A 23,345-nucleotide genomic window follows, 5' to 3' on the forward strand; every position below is an offset into this window, starting at 1 on the left:
ATTGGACTTACAAATTTTCTGTTGTAGTTACTACAGGATACTGATGCAGTCAACTTAAATTTTAGCATAGTTTGTTCTTTCAATTGACTCTTAAATTTTATATAATCTGTCTTTTAGTTGGATACCTTAAAACCTACGATATGTAGATGGCTTGTATTTGTACTTTTAAAAGATTAGTATCCCCTGGGTTATAAAAAGTAATGTCCCTAAAATTCTGTTTTAAGAATGGATCTAGTGTCTATTAAAATGCGTGCGATTTTACAACTATGCGGAAAAGTTAGGAGCTCATTCGCAACTTTGAAAGTCCTTACGTCCTAACAAAGTTGCTGCTTCGCTCTGTGAGACTTTTGAATTGGGATGATTTTGTTTTTAGAATCTATGAATTTGATTTAATTGATAATTTTTAAGTAGATGAAATAATATTAGTTGAATACTCTTCCTTCTGTTTTTCTGCTTCAATTACCTTTCCAAGTACATATTAATTATAAAATATATAAATTTTGTGTTTTTTCCTTTTGTACTTGTTTTTCATAGTGTCAAAATTTATTATTATACGACAAGTTTTGTCGTTGTGGATGGATATTTTTACATCATAGTAGAATAAAAATAAACATAAATAGATAGAATTTGATTATTAATAGTATGATTTACATAATGCCACATTAAAATGATTTTGGTGTTTTAAAAAGTGTTAAATTCGCAAAGTTTTAGAAACTAATTACTAACTCAGAAAACAACAACACGGGAATGAAAAAATTCTATATCAGTGCATGTACTCTATGCGCGGTCTTGGGCATTTCTGCCCAGGAAGTGGTATGGCAGAAAGATATCAAATCCTCTACCCAGGATTTTCTTAGCCAGATCACTACAACAATCGATCAGCAATACCTTATCACAGGAAGTTCTATACAGTCTAAAAGCCAATCGCAAGCGACTGGTAGCCAGAAGCAAAACAATGGCTATGATTTCCACTTGGTAAAACTAAACCAGCAGGGAAATGAAGTCTGGGAGAAATACTTCTCAGGATCAAACCATGATTATTTATCAGCTACTGTTACCACACAGGATGGTGGATTTCTCTTAGCTGGAACCTCTTATTCAGGAAAAGGATTGGATAAAAAAGAGGATTCCAGAGGAGGCTCAGATATCTGGCTGATCAGAATCAATGAATTTGGAGATGAATTGTGGCAGAAAACCTTAGGAAGTTCTTCCGATGAAGAAGCAAGAGCTATTATTCAAACTACAGATTTGGGATTCTTTGTTGCTGGAAATGTACAGAATTCTTCAAAAGGTTATGGTTCCAAAGACATCTTGATTACGAGGCTGGATAAAGACGGAAAAGAACTTTCTCAATTAATCTTAGGAGGAAAAGGCTTAGACGAAGTGGAGAAGATGATTCCAACGAAAGATGGCGGAGCCTTACTGGGAATCTATTCCAGAAGCGGAGCTGTTAAAACAACCCATCAGCAATCAACGATCAATACTAGTACTCCGTCTGACAGATCTGCAACCTCAAAGCAAAGCGACAATTTCGGTGAACGCGACTACTGGATAGTAAAACTCGATAAAAACGGAAAAGTAGAATGGGAAAAGAACTTTGGAGGAAAAGGGGATGATCATATCAGAACATTGGCTTTAACTTCAAACGGATTTATCGTTGGTGGAGAATCCAGATCCGAAAGATCAGGAAATAAAACGGTTGGACTAGAAGAAGGAACAGATCTTTGGCTGATTTCTTTAAATGAAAGAGGCGATGAACAATGGCAGAAATCCTACAATTTCAAAAACAGAGATATCCTAATGGGTATGAGCGTAATTCATTCCGCAGATGACAAATCTTCCAAAGGAATTCTATTAGGTGGTTATACTCAGGCTGAAGGAAGAATACAAACCGATGATGAAACTTTCTGGATGTTATACCTTGATCAGAATGGCAATGAACAGTGGAGAAAACACTTAAAAGGAGAATCTAGACAAAAAGAAGAAAGACTTTCAGATTTAAAACTAAACAGAGATGGTTCGATTGTTTTAGCTGGAACCAGTGCAGAAGAACTGGGTAAAGAAAACTGGAAGATCGTAAAGCTGGGAGACAAGCAGGTTGATCAGTTAATAGAAAAATACGATATCAAAATCTATCCAAACCCTGTCTCAGATTATGCATATGTAGAAATTGGATTTGATTTTAAAGATGCTGATATTCTTTTGTATGATATGAGTGGAAGACAGCTTCAGAGTATAAAAACGAAGAACAAGGTGACTAAGATTAATACTCAGGCTTTGGTGCAGGGAGCTTATCTGGTGACGATAAAAACTGATAATAATAAAACGGCGAATGCTAAACTAATCAAGAAATAGACACAACTTATGAAGAAAATATTTTTACTCGTAATATGCATATTAAGTTATCATGTATATTACAGTCAATCACAAAGCCACAATGTAGGAGTCACCCAACCGGTTCCCTCTGTATCGTCATTAACAACATATAAAAATTTTCCGGTTTCTTTGCAAACAGGAGTTCCTAATATATTATATCCTTTAATTAATCTACCAACGAACAATAAATTTGTCAACATCAATCTGGGCCTGAGTTATCATGTAGGAAATATTTCCAAAGACAGTTGGATAAGTGAAGTAGGAAAAGGGTGGTCAATTTTGGGATCTGGAGTCATTTCCAGAGAAATTCTGTATGATTTTGACGAAGTATTTGATGATGCCGGCTTCGATCATTATATAAAAAATGAATTTGATGATATTTATAATTTTAATATTCCCGGAGAATCAGGGAAGTTCAGAATTGTAAGGAATGTGGCCGGAAATACGTTTGGGATAACAGCATTAAGTCCCTATACTTCAAAGATAGAATATGCAAGAACAAACAATACTGCTACATTAATTTTGGATTCTTTCACAATAACAAGCGACGAGGGAATTAAATATAAGTTTCAGGATTATAATATTTCAATGATGAATGTCTGGCATTGGACTCACCCGAATTTGGGAAGCTATTATGTTGATAAAACATATAGAAGCGCATTTTATTTAACCTCTATATTGGATGAAAATAATCAGGAGCTGGTAAAATATACGTATCTGAAAGATATAAAATATATAACCGGAACCCAGGCTACAGAATCCCAGACCAATAAACTGACTCGTATAGATGTAAAAGACCACGGAATTGTAGAAATTAATTATACCAAAAATAAATTAGTTAATAAAAAGAATGACATCTTCAGCATAGATAATATTATTCTGAAAAACACCAGAAATGCATTTATTAAAAAATATAAATTTGATTATTCATATAATTCTGATCGTACTTTAAACTCTTTTACTCAGGTAGACAGCTATGACAATGATATTGAAAAAACAAATTTTGACTATCAGGGGTACAGTTTGCCTTCAGGCGAAAGTCAGGTTTATTTCAATAAATTAAGAGTAAAACAGCCTACCGGTGGGGTTTCTGAATATAATTTTGAATCAGTACCCTATACATTTAAGGATTCGCTTACAACGGTTATGCCTCCGCAGGTTGACATTGCCAATATATCCTTTAATCAGTTTAATGCCAATACAAAAAAATATTTCTTTACAATTCCTCAGGATAAAGCATTAAATATAGAAATTTATGCTAATCAGATTTCAGGCTATCCTTGGTCATTAAATTTTTTTAAAAAAATTGGAGATCTCTATAAAACAACTCCTTATACAATAGGACCTGCAGTTGATGCAGATCCAAACTACCCAACAATACAGTCCAGAACACTTACCGCAGGTGAATATTATGTTACGTTATCATCCGCTGTTCCCAATGCAACGTTTAATGGTTCTGTAAACTTCAGGGCATTCTACTATGACGGAACTCCTTCTGAGGTTATCGTCAAAGTTCCTACTGCATCCGCATTAAGAATTAAGAATATCAAATCATTTGATTTGGACTACAACAATGTAAATAATTCTTCAGTTCCCTCAGGAATCGAAGAATATGAGTATAATAAATTTGATGATCCTACTGTTTCAAGCGGTTACTTTGTAGATGGGGGCAGTATATTAGGAAATTCAGAAAGTGGTGTTGTACCTGCCAACCCTGTAACAATTTACAAAAACGTAAAAGTTTCTAACGGAAGCAATATAGGATATACCAAATATTATTTTAAAACAGTAGATGCTTACCCCACACAACCTACTGAGGAGCCTAACCGACCATTATGGCCTAATTATAACATTATGAGGGAGGGGCTTTTGGACAAAAAAGAAGTATACAATGCTGCCAATCAAAAACAGACAGAAGATAATTTTGAATATATTTTTGAGGAATTTCCTTCTGAGAGATACCTGGTAGCACCCATCACTTTAGGGGCAAACTTTTTTCTGAAAACAGCTTGGATCAAAAACCAAAAAGTAATTTCAAAAACCATATTCAACTCGGGGAGTATTCAAACTACTACTGAAACAGTAAAAAATACAAGTAATTATAAAACAAGCCTGGAAAAGAATACTTCCTTTGACGGAAGTATTCAGGAGACCACGTATCAGTATGCGTTAGACAAAAACAATCAAAAACTCATTAATGCCAATATGGTAGGTTTTCCGTTAGAGATCACTACCATAACCAGAAAAAACGCTTCTGATGCAGGGAAATTGCTGTCAAGAGCCGAAACTAAGTATGACAATCCTGCTCATTATTTTCCTTCCTCTGTACTTTCTTATGATTCTCAAAACAACCTGGATTCCGAAGTAACTTTCATTCGTTATGATACAAAAGGGAACTTAGAAGAGTATACCACCAAAGACGGAATAACGGTTTCTGTGGTTTGGGGTTACAACAAAACACAGCCTATTGCTAAAATAGAAGGAGCTTCATACAGTCAGATCGCTCCGTATATTTCTGATCTCATCAGTAAATCTGATATGACAGTTGTTTCCGAACAGGATCTCCAGAATTCCCTTGATGCTTTCAGGAATAATACAAACCTTAGCAATTACCAGATCACTACCTATTTGTTTGATTCTTTAAACAGGATGAAGACCATGACCCCGCCTACGGGAGTACGAGCCGTTTATCAGTATGATTCAGCGGGAAGATTGGAAAAGGTAGAAGATGAAGCGGGAAAAGCACTGAAGAAATACCAATATAACTACAGACATTGATTATGAATAATGAGCGTTTAAGTACAAAAATTCAGTTTTCTGACTTCTCATTTCTAACCTCTAGTATTTCAATTAAGATGAAAAAATTACTCTTATTATCCGGTCTTTTTTCTGCAGTCTTTTTACAGGCTCAGAAAACAACCACGGAAAACTATATATCTACTACAGATTGTCTGAATGAAGACTGCAGTAAAAAAACAGAAACAGTACAATACTTTGACTTTCTGGGAAGACCCAAACAGGTTGTGAATGTGAAAGCAACGCCTTTAGTAAAAGATATCGTAACCCCTGTTGTATATGATGACCTGGGGAGGCAGACCAGAACCTATCTTGCGGTCCCTCAGAGTTCCACTTCCAATGGAGCTGTTTATCCTCAGACTTCTGGAATGGTTCCTTTTCCTGTGGCTGATGCTACTGGTATCTACACCGGTGAAAAGACCTATACAGAAAAAATTCTTGAAAATTCTCCGTTAGAGAGGGTCTTGCAACAGAAACCAATTGGAAACGACTGGAATGGCAAAGCTGTAGTATTGGATTATGATCTCAACACGGCTGCCGATCATGTCAAAAATTATCAGGTAACGGTAAGCTGGGATTCTATGGAAAAACTTTACAAAAACGAATTACAGTACACAGTCGCAGAATATACATCCGGTCAGCTTATAAAAAATACCATTACCGATGAAGATGGTAATAAAGTGGTTGAATTTAAAGATGCTTCTGGCCAGACCGTACTTTCCAGAAAAGTAATGGATGCTGTAAAAAATGCAGATACGTATTACGTATACAACGATTACAAACAGCTTGCCTATGTTATCCCGCCACTGGCATCCGCTGCGGCTTTGAATTCCTCAACGGTTGATAATTTATGTTATCATTATAGGTATGACAGCAAAAACAGGCTTGTGGAGAAAAAACTTCCAGGTAAAGGCTGGGAATATTTGGTCTATGATAAACAGAACAGGCTGATACTGTCTCAGGATGCTGTTCTGGGAAGTACCCAGAATAACTTTGCGGTCAAAGGCTGGATGTTCTCCAAATATGATGAGTTCGGAAGAGTGGTGTATACTGGTTTTTTTGCCAGTCCAAATTCCAGAATTGTTATGCAGAACACGATCAACAATATGTCTGCCAATCCGGGAAATAACGAAAAAAGAAATAATACGACCCCGATTATCCAGAATGGTGAAAACATTTATTATACAAAAAATGCTTTTCCAACAGAAAGTATGACGATATTAAGTGTCAATTATTATGATACCTATCCGCCTCTTCCCTCCGGAGTCACCACACCGGTTTCCATTATGGGCAAACCGGTATTGAAACAGCCTGGACAAGGCACGGCTTCTGTAAATACTAAGGGTCTTTTGCTGGCCTCTTACATCAGAAATGTGGAAGATAATGCCTGGACAAAAATCTTCAATTATTACGATGAAAAAGGCCGAACCATAGGATCATACGCCCAAAATCATCTGGGAGGATATACCAGAACAGAGTTGGATATCGATTTTGCTGGAATCACCAGACAGAGCAAGGCGTATCACAAAAGACTTTCCTCAGATCCTGAAAAGGTAATCACTCAGACTTTCACCTATGACCACCAAAACAGGTTATTGGTGCATAAACACCAGGTGGATACCAGTCCTGAAGAAATTCTGGTACAGAATGAATATAATGAATTATCCCAGCTGAAAAACAAAAAACAGGGCGGAACAAGCCCTACACAACCCTTACAAAGTATCAACTATACCTACAATATCAGGGGTTGGCTGACCAAAATCAATGATCCGTCCAATCTTAACGGAAAGCTGTTTGGGTATGAAATGAGATATTTCAATCCTGTGAACCCGAATATTGCTCCGGGAAAATTTGCAGGAACGATCACGGAGATAGACTGGAAAAATGCTTCTGAAAATGTGCTGAAACGGTATAACTATTCTTATGACGGACTCGGCAGGCTTCTGGATGCTGTCTATTCTGAACCCAATGCCACCGCTCCTTTTAACAACAATTACAATGAACGCCTGACCTATGACCTAAACGGAAACATTAAAACATTAAAAAGAAATGCTTTCCCGGCAAGCGGCAGTACAACATCTGCTCAGGTGGATGATCTGGTCTACAATTATACCGGAAATCGTTTAACCAAAGTGACGGAAAATGCACTGAATGACACCGGATATGAAGGCGGAAACAATACCATTTCCTATGACCTGAACGGAAATATGAAAGATATGCTAGATAAAGGAATCCAGTCTATTCAATACAATCATCTGAATCTTTCCAATGAATATAGTGTTCAGCAGACCAACGCATTTGGACAGCTGCTCAACAGCACGATGAACTATCTTTACCGTGCAGACGGAACCAAGCTGCGAAAAATTTATTCAAGCGCTCCGCCAAGAGGATCTACAACCACCCGTATTACAGATTATCTGGACGGCTTCCAGTACAGTTATACGGAAGGAGGCGGAATATGTCTTGAATGCAGAACAGAAAGTGCCTATGAACAGCAGGCCTATAAAAATGCATCCCTAGTATTTCCGGGAACACCAATACCGGAGTGGAAACTGGATTTTGTAGCCACCGCAGAAGGCTTTTACAGTTTCACGGAAAACCGCTATATTTACCAGTACAGAGACCACCTTGGAAATGCCAGGGTAACCTTTGCCAAAAGCAGCACAGGCGCTCCTGAAATTATCGATACCAATAATTATTATCCCTTCGGGCTGAACCATATCTCAGGACCGTTCAGTACCTCTAATTTCGGAAGTTTCTACAGCTATAAATACAACGGCAAGGAGCTTCAGGAAACCGGGATGTATGATTATGGCACCAGGATGCTAATGCCTGATCTGGGAAGATGGGGTGCAATGGATGCCATGTCTGAGAAATACAGTTCATGGAGTCCTTATAACTATGCTATCAATAATCCTGTAATGGTTATTGATCCGGATGGGAATGATATTTCTTATTCAGGGGAAGCAGCACAACAGGCATTTTCGGCTTATGTAGCAACGATGTCTACAAGTAGTGAATCTTCAGGAGGTAATATCTTTACAGGGTTTGGTTCTAACCCTTTTGATGATCACTTTAATCAGTTTGGAAAGTTTCTATATACAGACAAGAAAGATACAAATAATATTGTAATTGATTTTCAAAATCCTATTACTGGAGCTTTAAATACTGCGCCTTGGCTATCAGTGGAATTAAAGGATTATATATTTAATAAAGGTAATGCGTTTGTTTTAGCAAATATTGCTAATCATTATGCTGAAGAAGCTGGTGTAAATTTAGTGAACCTTAAAGGAAATAGTATGTCTGTAGCAGTTGCAGATTATCATTTCGATGCTGGTAAAATGGTTGGGAAAGTTTATCATTTTAATGGAGGAGAATACAATCCAGATGCTTTAATGCAAGCAAGTAAGGAGTTTAAAACGATCTCTTTGATGGTTGGTAATGGACAAGCCCATCCATATTATAATGATAAAAACAATATGATTTCTGCATTAAGTCATGAGGGAGGGAAAATAAGTCATCTAACTTTAAATCCTGATGAGTTTAACATATCCAAATTAGATTTAGCAAAGGAACATATTAAAATTTATGAGCATCAAATGTCTTCTCCACTTTTTAAGAAGACTACAGTCGGATTTCAAAAATTAATGAAAAAAAATTATTCAAATGATAAATGGTATTATAACACTTACAAACCCAAGTAGATTTAAAATGTATGTATTTCTATTAATTTTTTTATTTGTATCATGTAAGGAATCTATATTAAAGAATGAAAATGCTGTCTGTTCTTTCCAGAATTTAATATGTGATTATACAAAAGATAGTATAAGGATAAAAAATGTAGAGACTTTTTTACTTTTTGGTAACTCTACAAATGATACTCTTAAAATTTCTCTTAAAGATATTCAAGCAAACTACCGACATATTTATGAAAAGGATACATTTAAGATAAATTTTGAAGCATTAACACCCATTTCTATTCCACCACATGATTCCTTGGGGTTACCTTGTGTCTCAATAATTGACAAGGAGTTTGGTAAAAGAAATAAAATCTTTGAAAAAGGATTTTCAGTTATTAATGTTAAATCTCAAAAAGAAGTTTCTCATGCGCCGGGTTACAGATTAAAGCAGGTATATGAGTTTCAATTATATCAAAAATGGGGAAAGAGACATGATAATATGAGTTTATAAAATAGCAAACCTTTGGATTTAATGCTAGTATCACCCAATCTCTGAAAGTAGTAAAAGAGATAAAGGAATATGAATTTATTTTATAATAATTTCACTTTTGTTACCGGAGTATTTTATCATTTGATTATAATAAAAACCTCAATTTTTCGAGGTTAATTACCAATATAATAATTGTAAAGAACTCCAGGAAACCGGGATGTATGATTACGGAGCCAGAATGCTGATACCTGATCTAGGAAGATGGGGTGCCATGGATGCCATGTCTGAGAAATACAGTGCATGGAGTCCTTATAACTATGCCATCAACAATCCTGTGATGGTGATTGATCCGGATGGGAATGATATTTCTTATTCAGGGGAAGCAGCACAACAGGCTTTTAAAGCCTACGTAGCAACAATGTCTACAAGTTCTGAAACTTCGGGAGGAAGCTCCTTTACAGGATTTGGTCGTGCTTTTGGAGAAGATCCAAAACCTGGTTTCTGGGGAAGAGTAAACAATTGGTGGGATCGTTGGTTTGGTAAAAGTAAAAAAGCTGCTATCGGTGCTATCACTATCGGAGCTGCTACATTTGAGGGTTTTGCTCCTCCGGTAGAATTTGGTCCAACTGTATCAAGATTGGCGGTTTATGCAAGAATGGGCTTATGGAGTTTACCTTTAATGCTTAATGGTGACAGTTCACATGCTAGTGGTTATGATATACCTCTTACAGGTGCTATTGATATTCCTGTTACAACAACGGCTGATGAATCGGAACCAGAAAAAAAAATTACTTTGTATAGAGGTGTGCATAATCAGCATCCAGATTATATGAATGCATTGAAAGGAGAAGCCCGGCCATACTCTTTGGATGGTCATGATAGTCCTGAAGATCATAATGGAGGTAACTTTAAAAGTTTATTTACATCTTGGACGATAAGCCCCGCTGTGGCAAATTATCATGCAAATAAAAAAGGAGCTGGTGGAGTAGTATTAATTAAAACAATATCTCTTAAAAATACTGTTCCTAGCCCGGATAATTATGATGAATTGGAAATACTGATTCCAGGAGTAGTAAAGGGAGCGACAGTAATAGCACCCACGGGACCTGGATCACCAACAGCTTATTAAAAATAAAAGTTATTATAAAATGAATATCGAAAAATTAAGACAAAGTATTGCTAATATGCATCCGATTGAAAATGAAATTCTTGATTTTTTTTTAAATAAAGATGCTTCTATTGAATTATCAAAACCTGTTATACTTGAAAGTAAGCACGCATATGATGTCTACTATGATAGATATATGATGCAAAGTAAATTAAATAATAGTAATGTAACTGGTTATGAAATATTATTAAATAACTTAAAAAAACAAACAGATAATGTGGAAATCTATCAAATAAAGACATCAATTGGATTTATTGCTTGTTTCTTTAATAAAACTGAAACCCTTTTGGGAGTGTTATGGAATAAAAATAAAAAGTAATTTTTCTTACCTTTCTAATTAGTATCCTCTGCTGTTACGAGCGTCCACAAAATAAGAACAGGCTAAGTAATACTCCAAGCGTGCTGGTAACAAACTATAGTATTGTTTTCAATACTATAGTTTTAAAAATATCAGTAAAATCCCCTTGAACTGAACCATATTTCAGGACCGTTCAGTAGCTCTAATTTCGGAAGTTTCTACAGCTACAAATACAACGGTAAAGAGCTTCAGGAAACCGGGATGTATGATTATGGTGCCAGAATGCTAATGCCTGATCTGGGAAGATGGGGTACCATGGATGCCATGTCTGAGAAATACAGTTCATGGAGTCCTTATAACTATGCTATCAATAATCCTGTAATGGTTATTGATCCGGATGGAAATGATATTTCTTATTCAGGGGAAGCAGCACAACAGGCTTTCCGAGCGTATGTTGCAACAATGTCTACAAGTTCTGGATCATCGGGAGGAAATATATTTACGGGATTGGATAATGAGTATGATAAGGATGGCAAGATGATTAGTAACTTAGGTGGAAATAAAATAGATTTTTACCATCAAAGAAATGGAGATACTAAAGTAGTTAGTCGACAAACTGGAGCTTCAAATATTATTACAGGTGGAGAATCTATTATTAGAGGTTATACTCATAGAGGAAAAGATATAGGATGGGGAATGATAACAATTGAATATTTTGGAGGAAGTGGACCTGCTCGCAGTCTATTTAGTGATTTTAATGATTCTAATGATGGACCTTTTGCTTCTCTAGATAAGCCATCGTCTCCATATTCTTCTTTAGCAAGACAGAAAGCACTAAATTCAAAAAAATCAAAAGGAGTTGTTAAAATGGATTATCTTCAAGCTAACCCCATCACAGCAAATTTTGATTGGTATGAGCAGATGTGGGGAAGATCAAATGTGTCTTGGTATAAATTAGGAGATGAAACACTTTTTTTAATGACTGATTCTAAGTCACAAGAGTCATTGTTTTATAGATTACCAGTAAATAATTTTGAAAGAACCGAAGGAAAGTTAAAAAGCTTTGGAAATACATATCAGACTTATATATGGACTGAAAGCAACTCCGAAATTCAAAAAAAAATAATTAACCCAACCTCAAAGAACGTTTTTAAACAAGCTATAACACCACCATCTATACTAACAAGACCTAGATTTTAAATCGAACAACTTAAATTAATAAATATGAAGAAAAGTATAAGTTTAATTTTATTACCTTTTTTATTTTCGTGCCAAAATATTAGTAATGAAGATATGTATGGAAAATATTCACCCATATCATACAAGAATACATTTGATACCCTGACAATTAACAAGGATGGGGTTTATAGCAGGGTAATTTACAATATAAAAGGGAAGAAATTGTTGGATTACAATTCGAAATACAAATTAGAAGGTAACACAATAGAGTTTGATGATTTTTGTTTAAATTTAGATAAAGATTTAATTGCCTTTCCAGAATCTGTGAATGATACTGATATGACTTATACTACTTTTTTTGAGAAAAAAGATAAGAATATTGTACTTTGCTTTGGTTACTATGATGGGGAGAATTGTTATAAAAAGATTATAGAATAAAAAAACACTGGGCAAAGTCCCTACTAGTACGAGCTTCTCATTTGTTTTCAGATAATAAATTAAAACCATTGCTTTTGCAGTGGTTTTAATACTATTCTTTTATCCAAGGATAGTACAGGCGCTCCTGAAATTATCGATACCAACAAATATTATTCGTTTGGACTGAACCATATTTCAGGACCATTCAGTAGCTCTAATTTCGGAAGTTTTTACAGTTATAAATATAATGGCAAAGAGCTTCAGGAAACCGGGATGTATGATTATGGAGCCAGAATGCTGATGCCTGATCTGGGAAGATGGGGTGCAATGGATGCCATGTCTGAGAAATACAATGCATGGAGTCCTTATAACTATGCCATCAACAATCCTGTGATGGTGATTGATCCCGATGGGAATGATATTTCTTATTCAGGGGAAGCAGCACAACAGGCTTTCCGAGCGTATGTAGCAACAATGTCTACAAGTTCTGAAACTTCAGGAAGTTTGGGAGAAAGCTTTTCAAGGCCAATGTTTCAATTTCCTAAGGGACAAGAAGAGTACTATCAGAAAACATATCCTGCTTTTTATAATTTTGTGAAGAATCAGTTACCTAATATTATTAAAGATTCTAACTTCTTACAAGCATTTATGGATATAACAGGGATGAGCCAAGAAGAAGTGACTAAAGCATTCACTTATGGACAAGGACCAACACTCCATGATTGGGATATCGATTTTACTAATGGGCAATATGATTATGCTATGTCACATGATAAAGATGATTTGAATAAAATCTCAATTAGTAATAATGTATTAAATTGGTTTGAAAAAGCTAATAAAGATTCAAATTCAATTGAGGGAATTACAAATTTATTTTTTATGAGTGGGATAATTGGTCATGAAGGAGCACATTGGGGACACAACATAAAAGGTAATTCATCTATGAATGACTTTTTAAATATTTTTAATGGAGAACATGGAGAGGCTTTTGAATTTAGAATTTTTAAAAATGATTTTAAAGGAATTGAGCCAACAAAAGGATATTTGCAACTTGGACAAATAAATGCAGTTCCTTATAATCTTACTCAATACGTAAAAATACATTTTAATACATTATCTAAAATATTTAATCCTTAATTATGAAAAACAAAATTGCATTTTTATTAATAATAATAAATTTAAGTATTGCATCAGGTCAAAGTGCTAAAGCTAGAACTAACAGTGGAGATATTTCTTTTAGAGATCAATTTTTTAATAATCCTTCTGTCATTTACAATTTAAAAAAAATTACGTCAGGTAATCAGATAAACATATTAGATTCTAAGAAATTAGTCAGTGATAAACCATTAAGCTTTAAAAATAATGTTGAAGATCCCACAATAAACATTGCTATTGATAAAAATGACTTCATCAATTATAATATTCAAGAATGTATTGTAAATGAAGATTTAGCTTTTGTCGTCCTTTGGGAGTATGGGAAAAATAGGGCACTTTGGTTTTTTCTTAATAAAGGTAAAAAAACAAAAAAATGGTATTTAATTGAAGTATTAGAAAAAACAACAAGATAAAAGGTTTACAGATCTTTGTTACAGTATATAGAGTATATTAAATATAGATAATTTCCAATGTTATCAATTATATTTAAATCTTATCAATATGTTAAAAAAAACCATATTAATAGTTTGTTCAGTATGTGCTATATCATGTGCAACAAATAATAATAGAAATGAATTCAATAATTACTTATTATCTGATAAATTGACTATACATTTTCTAGAACAATATGCTAATAATAATAAAGTTAACATTTCTGATCCTAAGGATTTTATAAAAAATAGAAAAGAAATTTCATACACTATTGATAATACTAAAGTTAGTATTGTGAGCAAGAACGAGTTAGCAGACTTTATACTTGTAGAGTATGTTTTAAATAAAGACTTAGCTTTCCTAGCTTTTTTAAAAAAGGGAGAAAATAAAGTAATATGTTTCCTATTTAATAAAGGAAAGCATAAAGGACAATGGATGCTAATTGAAAAATTTGAGAAATCAAATGTATAAAATTGAAGTCAAGAAGAGATTTTAAAATTCGATTAAAACTTTATTTTTTTCAACGATTTAATAATCCGTATCTATACAGATGCGGATTTGTTTTTTTAAAGATTTAGTGGCCAATGAGTGAAAATTAAAGCCCAATAATTCTTATTATCTAAAGATAGTGATAATGTGAACTATTTTATTGCCGTGAAAACATCTATCAATTTTAAGGCTGTGAAAACAGGTTCCGAAGCGCACAATTTGAGAAGAAAAACCTTCGATTATATAAAAAAGGATCTTACCGGAAAAAATGAGTATTGGGTAGAAAATAAAATTCTAGATAGGCTTAAATCAATAGAAGCCTACTGTAAGGAAAAATCCGGGAGGAAATTACAGAAAAATGCATTGCCAATTCGTGAAGCTGTAGTTGTAATTAAAGAGAATACAACAATCCAGGATTTACATAAACTTTCTAAAAGGCTTGAAGAAGAACTAAGAATAAGAATTTTTCAAATTGCCATTCATAAGGATGAAGGACATTATGATAAGGACTCTAAAGAATGGAAGCCCAATTATCATGCTCATTTAGTAGCCGACTGGCAGGATTTAGAAACTGGAAAAACATTGAAGCATCAATCCTTTCACTATTCAAAAATGCAGGATATTACGGCTGAATGTCTGGAAATGGACAGAGGTGTTTCAGGTTCTAAAGTACGGCTTGAAGCCATAGAATTTAAAATTCAAAAAAAAGAAGAAGAACTTTTGTTGCTAAACAATAGAATAACTGAGATAAAAGCAACGCTCAATTCTAAAAGGTTTGAAGATCTTATTGTAAAAGAAAATGACTTTCTAGGCTTTACTAAGATCAAAACAGATAAAACGATTGAAAACTACGAGAGAGTTTTTAAGTCATATAATGCAGAACTGCTTAAAAATAAAGAAATTCTTCAATCCAAAACTAAAATAATTACTGAGCTTCAACAAAAGAATATCGAGTTAACCAAAGAAGTATCAATATTAAAAAATAAACTGTCATTTATTTTGTCTAACGTTACTGCATACACGAACGAAAAGGAGATTTATTTCAATTCAGTGAAAGATACGATTATAAAGGCCATACAGTTTGAAAAATTTAGACAGCCAAAATTATTTGATACAACCAAAGAAAAAGTTATAGCAATACTAGACAGTATTTGTAAAAAAGTTTCTGAAGAAAATAATATTCCTTTTTCATCACTGGAGGAGATTTTTAAAAATCCTGACAGCAGCTTAGAAATCTTTTCATTATTGAATTTTGATAATCATGGTATAGAATATAATACCGGAAATATTCCGGTTCAACAAAAAAGAAAAAAGATAAAGAGGTCACAGTAGAACTGGCAAAAATTCATAAAAGAAAACAAAGGTATTGTTTCAGATTTTTAAAAGACAAGTTCAAGTCCAAAGGATATGCTAAAAAATCTCCACCTTGCAGGTAGTATTTTTCATCATAAACTTACTTTTTAAAATCTTCCATAATGAATTTTGGCTTTCTTTTTTTCCTTTTTCTTTTAAAAAATATAATTAGTCGTCGCGGAATTAGGGGTAGTAGCTTCAAATTCTATGGAGAAGGCACATCTAAGGACTATTTTCCTTGAGAATCATATAAATATTTATTTACTAATACATCAGAACCCAAAAAGCCCTTTAGAAAAATTTCTAAGAGATTACAAAATATGCAATTTGTGAAGAATTAATATTAGAGCGCTTCTATTTTCATGACTTCATTATGAACCACCTTGGTGCCACTCTCATTCAGAGTTTGCTTAATGGTAACTTTTATTTTATCATACTTGGGAGTTGGGAAGTCCAATAATTGAGAAATATTATCAAAATCGAAAGCGTTTGCCAACAATGTAATATGTCTAGTGGAATATTTATGTCGTTGAGTATACGATTCAACATTTCCAACAAATGTTTTTGAAACTCCCATTAATAAACTTAGCTTTTCTTTGGTGATATTTTTTAATTTTCTCAAAGTTTTGATATGCTCTATTAGATCCAAATCAAATTGAGTCGTTTCAAATTGAATAATCTTCTCCATTTATTATTTTTTTATCATCCAACATGTTGGATATTTAAATATTATTCTTATATTTGCTTTAGCGATTTGATAATTATGCCCATTGGCATTAATTGACGATGTTTTCTCAGCTCAAAACGACCAATTCCCAACTGAGATGACCGTGATATCGCTCCATGTCTAAAAAGTTCGCTAACTTTGCATATGGCATGAGGGCGGTTCTCACGTTAGTGGTTGGAACTTTATAAGTCTTAGGATTTAAAAGTTGGGTTGGTCGCCCATGAGCCCAAAACGTGTGACCGCTCCTTGCTTTTTACAAGGAAATTCTTCACGCAGAAAATATCGTTCTATACCAACATTTAAATAGTTTTAATATGAGAACGAAATTGTCCAACATTCCAATTAAGGAACCACCTGCAGGTTAATCTACCATTTTCAATAAAAGACCATTAGCTCTATACCTAACATTAAAGTGGGTATGTTTCGACATGGCTTTACAAAATATCCCAGCTCCTTAAGTCGGCTATCTTTTAAACTCTCACCTTAAAAGTAGTATTTTGTGCTACAACTACCAAATTTTGATGCTGTAAAGGTAAAAGAATAGGGTATAGAGCTGTTTTTTAGGTGAAAAAAACATTCTGATATCAATCAAGATACCTCAAGCTTAACCAGACAAATTTTTCTCTAAAGCTCGATATATCACAATAGGAAATTTTGAATTTCAGATTGAAGTCCTTCTAGCCATAATTTAGCTAAAATATACTGCTATGAAAAGAACAGACTCTTTGCCCCGAATGCCCACCGACCATCAGCTATATGAACTGCTGAAAAAAGGTAATCCGAGTTCTTTAGAACATATTCATTTACGTTACAAAAGACTTCTTTTGTGGCTGGGAAGGCAAATGCTTGATGATGATTTTGCAGTAGAAACGCTTGTGCAGGATACTTTTCTCAAACTTTGGCTACATCGTGATTCCATTGAGACCCCGAATCATATTCTTGGCTTTTTACGGTTTGTTTTAAAAAGAGACTGTATATCGTATTTCAATGCTCCAAAAAATAAATTTACCCGTTTAATTGATTCTCTTGAACGTTTTGAGAATTATCAGGATTATCTTGCCGGCTATGATCCGTTGCATGATAAAGAACATCTTCTCAGTCAGGAGTCCGACCAAAAAGATTTTGATGAAGTTAAAAGGGTTTTAAACGTAATTAATCCCAAAAGAAGACACCTGATCACACTTTGCCTTGAATATGGTTTTCAGTACAAACCCATTGCAGAGGCAATGGGAAGCAGCATAAAAGACATAAGTAATGAAGTAAACAGAGCGATAGATGATCTTCGGAAAATTATTAAAGGAAGGTCTTTTGAACAGCCACAGAAAAAAGCTTATGATAATGAGGAGCAGCCAGCTAAACTCAGCAACCGACAGCTCGAGATTTTAAAAAGAAGGTTTGAGCAAAAATCCTCTTTCATAGTAATTGCCAAGGAGCTCAAACTTTCTGAAAAGCAGGTCCACCGGGAATTTCTATATGCTTATCAATTTCTACAAAATCAAAGTACCTCTCAAATCTCTCATTGAAATGGAAAAATCAACGATTACACTTACCCGAAAAATTCAGATGCTGATTGACGTTCCTTCCAATCAAAAAAACGAAATGTGGGACAAGCTCTATCGTTTTCAGAACCGGTGTTTCCGAGCAGCTAATTTTATTGTTTCCCATCTGTATGTTCAGGAAATGATTAAGGATTTCTTTTACTTCACCGAAGAAATCCAATACAAGCTGGCCGATGCAAACAAAGATCAAATAGGAATATTTACACGTTCGAAAACAAACACAACGGCACGTATGGCTTTTGACAAGTTTAAAGGGGAAATCCCTACCGATATTCTGGGAAGCCTGAATAATACGATTCAATCTACTTTTTCTAAAAACAAAGCTGACTACTGGCAGGGCTTAAAATCTTTGAGGAATTTTAAAAAAGATATCCCCATTCCACTTCCGGTTAAATGTATGAGCAAAATAAAGTATGATCCTGAAAAGAAAGCATTTTGCTTCAACATGTTTGCTATTCCGGTTAAAACATATTTAGGAAAAGACTTCTCTGATAAGCGCCTTATAATGGAACGCCTTTTAAGGGGTGAAATAAAGCTTTGCACCTCACAGATCCAACTTAAAGCCGGGAAAATCTTTTGGCTGGCAGTATTTGAATTTGAAAAAGAAAAACACCTTTTACAACCTGAAATCATTGCTGAAGCCTCCCTGTCTTTGGAACATCCAATAGTGGCAAAAGCTGGCAATGTGCGAATCAATATTGGCTCAAAAGAAGAGTTTTTGTATCGCAGGCTTGCCATTCAGGCAAGTCAGAAAAGGATTCAAGAAGGTATCACCTATGCTCGTGCAGGAAATGGAGTTAAACGCAAACAGAAGGCACTTTATAAAACAGAAAATTTGGAGAGCCGGTATGTAAACCATCGGCTTCATGTGTACAGCCGGAAGCTTATCGATTTCTGCATCCAGCAGCAAGCAGGCACACTTATTCTTAAAAATCAGGAAGATAAAATTGGTATTGCAAAAGATAATGAGTTTGTGCTTCGCAACTGGAGCTACTATGAATTACAGACTAAAATAAAATATAAAGCAGAAAAAGCCGGGATCGAATTAATCATTGGATAGCTGAAAAAATAATGAGGGTGCTTGTACACCCGTAGGGTGAGGTTATAAACACTCACTAAATACTTTAGTAGTATATACAACGGCGTGGGCTCTTTTTTATATGAATGATATGGAAAGAAAATGCATCAGGGAAGAAACATAAAAACGCTTTAGAGAAATGTTGGGAATAAAAACAAGAGGCTTAGCTATTGATTAGGTGATAAGTGTAATCAGGAAAAATTTACTTACCTGAGTAAAAGTAAGAAATTGATTAAAATTTCTTCATAGCTGTAGATGGATAATAATCTAATTGAAATGTAGATAAGGTGGAACTTCCGATTCTTTTGTGAGGGAAAATACTAGCTTTAAAATAAAGCCATTAAAAGACATAGATATTCCTTCAATGCCGAATAAAATTATTATTCAATTTCGCTAATAATTTTATTTGAAATTTATACAGAGTGCTGGAGGATAAGAAAATAAAAAAAATACCCATTGAGGAGGTGATAGAATTCTTTCAAAACGAAGGCATGGAAATAACAGAGAAAGAGGCAGAATTAATCATGGAGTTTCTGTACACTCTTACCTTGGCTGTTATTAGAAAGTACCTCGGTTCTGAATAATGTATTTCTAAAGCTATCCTCTAATATTTACTAAACATGAAAATTATGAAGGTAGCAGATTTATACATCCGTGTTTCTACTGATGAACAGGCAGACAAAGGATATTCACAAAGAGATCAGGAGGATCGTTTAAAAAAATATTGTTCATCTAACAATATCTCTATAGGACAAATAATCTACGAAGACCATTCCGCAAAATCATTTAATCGCCCCGGCTGGATAAGACTTTTAACTACACTTAAAAAGAAAAGTTGTAAGACAAACCTTATTCTATTTACTAAATGGGACCGTTTCAGCCGTAATGCTGGGGATGCATATCAAATGATAAGTACACTTGCAAAATTAGGAATAGAACCACAGGCTGTTGATCAGCCTTTAGACCTTTCTATTCCCGAAAATAAAATGATGCTCGCAATTTATTTGGCAGCGCCTGAAGTCGAAAATGACAGAAGGGCGCTAAACGTGTTTTATGGAATGCGTAGGGCAAAAAAAGAAGGAAGGGTTATGGGAAAAGCACCATTTGGCTATGCTAATAAAAGCAGGGAAAATGGTGAAAAGTATATTGTACTGCAAGAACCTGAAGCATCAGCAATGAACTGGGCTTTTAATGAGATTGCAAAGGGGCTATTGGCCTCTAATCAAATCAGAAAAAGAGTCAATGAATTAACAATTAAAAAGGTGAGCAGAACATCTTTTCATGTGGCAATAAGAAATCCTATATACTATGGGAAAGTATTTTTAGAAAAACACAAAGATGAAGAAGCTCATTTTGTAGAGGGTCAGCATGAAGCTTTAATCAGTGAGGAACTATTCAACAGAGTGCAAGAAATAATGGACGGTAAAAGGAGACTCCAGCGGCCTAATACTAAAATTCTTTCCGGTGAGCATTTTCCATTACGGGGTTTCTTGGTATGTCCTAAATGTGGAAAAAATATTACTGCAAGCGCTTCGAAAGGGAGAAATAACAGATATTACTATTATCATTGCAATGCAGCCTGTGGATTCCGTCATAGAGCAGAATTGGTCAATTCGGTTTTTGAAGAAGGATTAAAGCAATTGGAAATGACTGAGCCTGCAAAAAAGCTTATAGAAAAAGTATTTCTGGATAACTATCAGAAATTTATAAAAGCCCCACATGATGAAAGAAAGAAGATATCCGATGAGATAGATAGGTTGAATTCAAGGATTTCTCTGGTAAGAAATAAACTTCTTTCCGAAATAATTACCGATGAAGAATATCTTGAAATAAAAAAAGAATATAAAGAGCAGATTGAAAAACTAGAAACACAATTAAATGATAAGCCGATAGAAAATAAAGTAGATATACCAAAGCTACTGGAAAAAGCATTAGAAACGCTTACAAATATTTGGAAAGTCTATACAGAAGGGGATATTGCAGTTAAGCGACAAATTATTGGTTCGATTTTTCCTGAAAAACTTGAATTTGATGGAAATCATTATCGAACCACAAGAATTAATGCTGTAGCCCACTATATCTTTCAGATAAACAATGGATTATCACCAAATAAAAACAGGAGAAACGATAATAATAATCATTTCTCCTGCTATGTAGACCCACAGGGATTCGAACCCCGACTGACGGTACCAAAAACCGGAGTGCTACCGTTACACTATAGGTCTGTTTCGATGATGCGAAATTATAGAATTTATTTTAAATATGAAAATCAAAATTAAAGATTAATTAACATAATACAGGAGTAACTGCTTTATGTATTGATTGCCAAATAATTATTTTTTGATAAAAATTTTCAAAAAAACTTACCTTGATCGTAAAATAGCGGATTTTGGATATTTGTTTATTCAATTTTAAAGCGGGCAATTATTGTAATTTATCCGCTGAATAGTAACTTACAGCCTCCTTATTCCAGCTTCCATCCCGAAGTATCTTGTTAAATAATAAAATCTTATCTTTGCAAAAAATTGGGCTCCAAAAGTTGGAGTAACCCATTAATAACATATCCTGAGCATAAGCAGAAGGATTATTAAACATTTTTTATGTCAAATATTGTCGCAATCGTTGGACGTCCCAACGTAGGAAAATCTACGCTTTTTAATCGTTTATTAGAAAGAAGAGAAGCTATTGTAGATTCTACAGCTGGTGTTACCAGAGACCGTCACTACGGAAAATCAGACTGGAACGGAGTAGATTTTACGGTAATTGATACTGGAGGTTATGATGTAGGTACAGATGATATCTTCGAAGAAGAAATTCGTAAGCAGGTACAATTGGCCGTAGAAGAAGCTACCTCTATTATCTTTATGATGAATGTGGAAGAAGGACTTACTGATACAGACTACGAAATTTACAGCTTACTAAGAAGATCCAATAAACCAATTTATATTGTTATCAATAAAGTAGATTCTGCTAAAGAAGAACTTCCGGCAACAGAATTTTACCAGTTAGGAATTGATAAATATTACACTCTTTCTTCTGCTACCGGTTCAGGAACAGGAGAAATCTTAGATGATATCGTTAGAGACTTCCCAACAACAGAATACAAAGATCCTTTTGAAGGATTGCCTAAAATTACCATTGCAGGCCGTCCAAACGTAGGGAAATCTACGATGACAAATGCTTTATTGGATGTTGAAAGAAACATCGTAACTGATATTGCAGGAACTACAAGAGACAGTATCCAGACTTTATATAATAAATTCGGACATGAGTTTGTATTGGTAGATACTGCAGGGATGAGAAGAAAATCTAAGGTAAACGAAGACCTTGAATTCTATTCCGTAATGAGATCTATCCGTTCTATCGAATATTCTGACGTAGTAATCATTATGGTGGATGCTACACAAGGATGGGAATCTCAGGATATGAACATCTTCGGATTGGCTCAGAAAAACAGAAAAGGAATTGTAATTCTTGTTAATAAGTGGGATTTGATTGAAGACAAGCAGACGAATACAATGCGTGATTTCGAGAAATTAATCAAGGACAAAATCGGTCAGTTCCAGGATATTCCAATCTTATTTGTTTCGGCTTTAACGAAGCAGAGAATCTTAAAAGCTGTAGAAGTAGCCATGCAGGTTTATGAAGATCGTAAGAAGAAAATTAAAACTTCAAAACTGAATGAAGTAATGCTTCCAATTTTCGAAAATACACCACCACCGGCATTGAAAGGAAAATATATCAAAATCAAATATTGTGTTCAGCTTCCTACGCCGTCACCACAGTTTGTATTTTTCTGTAACCTTCCACAATATGTGAAAGAACCTTATAAAAGATTTACTGAAAATCAGTTGAGAAAAGAATTCGGGTTTACCGGAATTCCGATTGAAGTGTATTTCAGACAGAAATAATAAGAACAATTGTTCGAAAGAAAATCCGGTAAGTTTACTTGCCGGATTTTTTTAATTCTAAGTCAAAAGCTGAGTATTCACCCTTAAAATTATCCGTTTCATCATTTAAAAATAGCTGTATAGAGTGATAGATGTATTTTCCTAATATACTTTATTTCTCCCAGGCCCAATCTTTCAATTCGTTTTTTAGTTGTAATTTTGCAGGAATTAATATCAATTAACTGAAATTAAAAATAA

General features: G+C 34.3%; 16 protein-coding genes, 1 tRNA gene and 2 pseudogenes. 17 read left to right on the forward strand and 2 right to left on the reverse strand.

What is annotated here, in order from left to right; all coding sequences use genetic code 11:
* The first annotated feature begins 747 nt into the window (after nucleotides 1–747).
* From GFU89_RS08110 to GFU89_RS08165, 12 genes and pseudogenes are all read left to right on the forward strand, one after another.
* Nucleotides 748–2,355 carry a T9SS type A sorting domain-containing protein gene (locus GFU89_RS08110; RefSeq protein WP_318846652.1) on the forward strand — a complete coding sequence of 536 codons (1,608 nt, stop codon included), beginning with the start codon at nucleotides 748–750 and terminating at the stop codon, nucleotides 2,353–2,355.
* 9 nt (nucleotides 2,356–2,364) lie between these two features.
* Nucleotides 2,365–5,154: an RHS repeat domain-containing protein gene (locus GFU89_RS08115; RefSeq protein WP_318846653.1), complete on the forward strand. Its 2,790-nt coding sequence runs from the start codon at nucleotides 2,365–2,367 to the stop codon at nucleotides 5,152–5,154.
* Nucleotides 5,155–5,231: 77 nt separating this feature from the next.
* Complete coding sequence (locus tag GFU89_RS08120) at nucleotides 5,232–8,876, forward strand: DUF6443 domain-containing protein (protein WP_318846654.1); 3,645 nt, start codon at nucleotides 5,232–5,234, stop codon at nucleotides 8,874–8,876.
* Complete coding sequence (locus GFU89_RS08125) at nucleotides 8,839–9,363, forward strand: hypothetical protein (RefSeq protein ID WP_318846655.1); 525 nt, start codon at nucleotides 8,839–8,841, stop codon at nucleotides 9,361–9,363. The genes GFU89_RS08120 and GFU89_RS08125 overlap by 38 nt, the downstream gene beginning before the upstream one ends.
* A 163-nt stretch (nucleotides 9,364–9,526) precedes the next feature.
* Nucleotides 9,527–10,471, forward strand: a pseudogene (locus GFU89_RS08130) (RHS repeat-associated core domain-containing protein); the annotation flags it as partial.
* 19 nt (nucleotides 10,472–10,490) lie between these two features.
* Complete coding sequence (locus tag GFU89_RS08135) at nucleotides 10,491–10,829, forward strand: hypothetical protein (protein WP_318846656.1); 339 nt, start codon at nucleotides 10,491–10,493, stop codon at nucleotides 10,827–10,829.
* Nucleotides 10,830–10,988: 159 nt separating this feature from the next.
* The gene (locus GFU89_RS08140; RefSeq protein WP_318847159.1) at nucleotides 10,989–12,008 is read left to right on the forward strand and encodes an RHS repeat-associated core domain-containing protein; all 1,020 of its coding nucleotides are present in this window, start codon (nucleotides 10,989–10,991) and stop codon (nucleotides 12,006–12,008) included.
* Between the two features lie 24 nt (nucleotides 12,009–12,032).
* The gene (locus GFU89_RS08145; RefSeq protein WP_318846657.1) at nucleotides 12,033–12,425 is read left to right on the forward strand and encodes a hypothetical protein; all 393 of its coding nucleotides are present in this window, start codon (nucleotides 12,033–12,035) and stop codon (nucleotides 12,423–12,425) included.
* Nucleotides 12,426–12,596: 171 nt separating this feature from the next.
* Nucleotides 12,597–13,541 carry an RHS repeat-associated core domain-containing protein gene (locus GFU89_RS08150; RefSeq protein WP_318847160.1) on the forward strand — a complete coding sequence of 315 codons (945 nt, stop codon included), beginning with the start codon at nucleotides 12,597–12,599 and terminating at the stop codon, nucleotides 13,539–13,541.
* A gap of 2 nt (nucleotides 13,542–13,543) precedes the next feature.
* Nucleotides 13,544–13,972, forward strand: a complete 429-nt coding sequence (locus GFU89_RS08155; protein WP_318846658.1) for a hypothetical protein — start codon at nucleotides 13,544–13,546, stop codon at nucleotides 13,970–13,972.
* 88 nt (nucleotides 13,973–14,060) lie between these two features.
* A complete protein-coding gene (locus GFU89_RS08160) occupies nucleotides 14,061–14,462 on the forward strand; it encodes a hypothetical protein (RefSeq protein ID WP_318846659.1) in 402 nt (133 codons plus the stop codon).
* A gap of 165 nt (nucleotides 14,463–14,627) precedes the next feature.
* Nucleotides 14,628–15,812: a hypothetical protein gene (locus tag GFU89_RS08165; RefSeq protein WP_318846660.1), complete on the forward strand. Its 1,185-nt coding sequence runs from the start codon at nucleotides 14,628–14,630 to the stop codon at nucleotides 15,810–15,812.
* Between the two features lie 364 nt (nucleotides 15,813–16,176).
* Here the strand turns inward: GFU89_RS08165 and GFU89_RS08170 are convergent, their stop codons facing one another.
* Nucleotides 16,177–16,521: a helix-turn-helix domain-containing protein gene (locus GFU89_RS08170; RefSeq protein ID WP_076354699.1), complete on the reverse strand. Its 345-nt coding sequence runs from the start codon at nucleotides 16,519–16,521 to the stop codon at nucleotides 16,177–16,179.
* Between the two features lie 746 nt (nucleotides 16,522–17,267).
* On the opposite strand from GFU89_RS08170, the gene GFU89_RS08175 reads away from it, so the two are divergent.
* The 4 genes and pseudogenes from GFU89_RS08175 to GFU89_RS08190 form a co-directional block, all read left to right on the forward strand.
* Entirely contained in the window at nucleotides 17,268–18,083 is an 816-nt protein-coding gene (locus GFU89_RS08175; protein WP_318846661.1) for an RNA polymerase sigma factor, read from the forward strand.
* A gap of 1 nt (nucleotide 18,084) precedes the next feature.
* The gene (locus GFU89_RS08180) at nucleotides 18,085–19,179 is read left to right on the forward strand and encodes a hypothetical protein (RefSeq protein WP_318846662.1); all 1,095 of its coding nucleotides are present in this window, start codon (nucleotides 18,085–18,087) and stop codon (nucleotides 19,177–19,179) included.
* Nucleotides 19,180–19,619: 440 nt separating this feature from the next.
* Complete coding sequence (locus tag GFU89_RS08185; RefSeq protein ID WP_318846663.1) at nucleotides 19,620–19,781, forward strand: hypothetical protein; 162 nt, start codon at nucleotides 19,620–19,622, stop codon at nucleotides 19,779–19,781.
* 45 nt (nucleotides 19,782–19,826) lie between these two features.
* Nucleotides 19,827–20,765, forward strand: a pseudogene (locus GFU89_RS08190) (recombinase family protein); the annotation flags it as partial.
* Between the two features lie 586 nt (nucleotides 20,766–21,351).
* On the opposite strand, the gene GFU89_RS08195 reads toward GFU89_RS08190, so the two are convergent.
* A tRNA-Gln gene (locus tag GFU89_RS08195) sits at nucleotides 21,352–21,422 on the reverse strand.
* Nucleotides 21,423–21,797: 375 nt separating this feature from the next.
* Between GFU89_RS08195 and der the strand changes: the two genes are divergently transcribed.
* Nucleotides 21,798–23,108, forward strand: a complete 1,311-nt coding sequence (gene der, locus GFU89_RS08200; protein ID WP_318846664.1) for a ribosome biogenesis GTPase Der — start codon at nucleotides 21,798–21,800, stop codon at nucleotides 23,106–23,108.
* Nucleotides 23,109–23,345: the final 237 nt, after the last annotated feature.

The organism is Chryseobacterium sp. JV558 (assembly GCF_033712365.1).
Classification (GTDB): domain Bacteria; phylum Bacteroidota; class Bacteroidia; order Flavobacteriales; family Weeksellaceae; genus Chryseobacterium.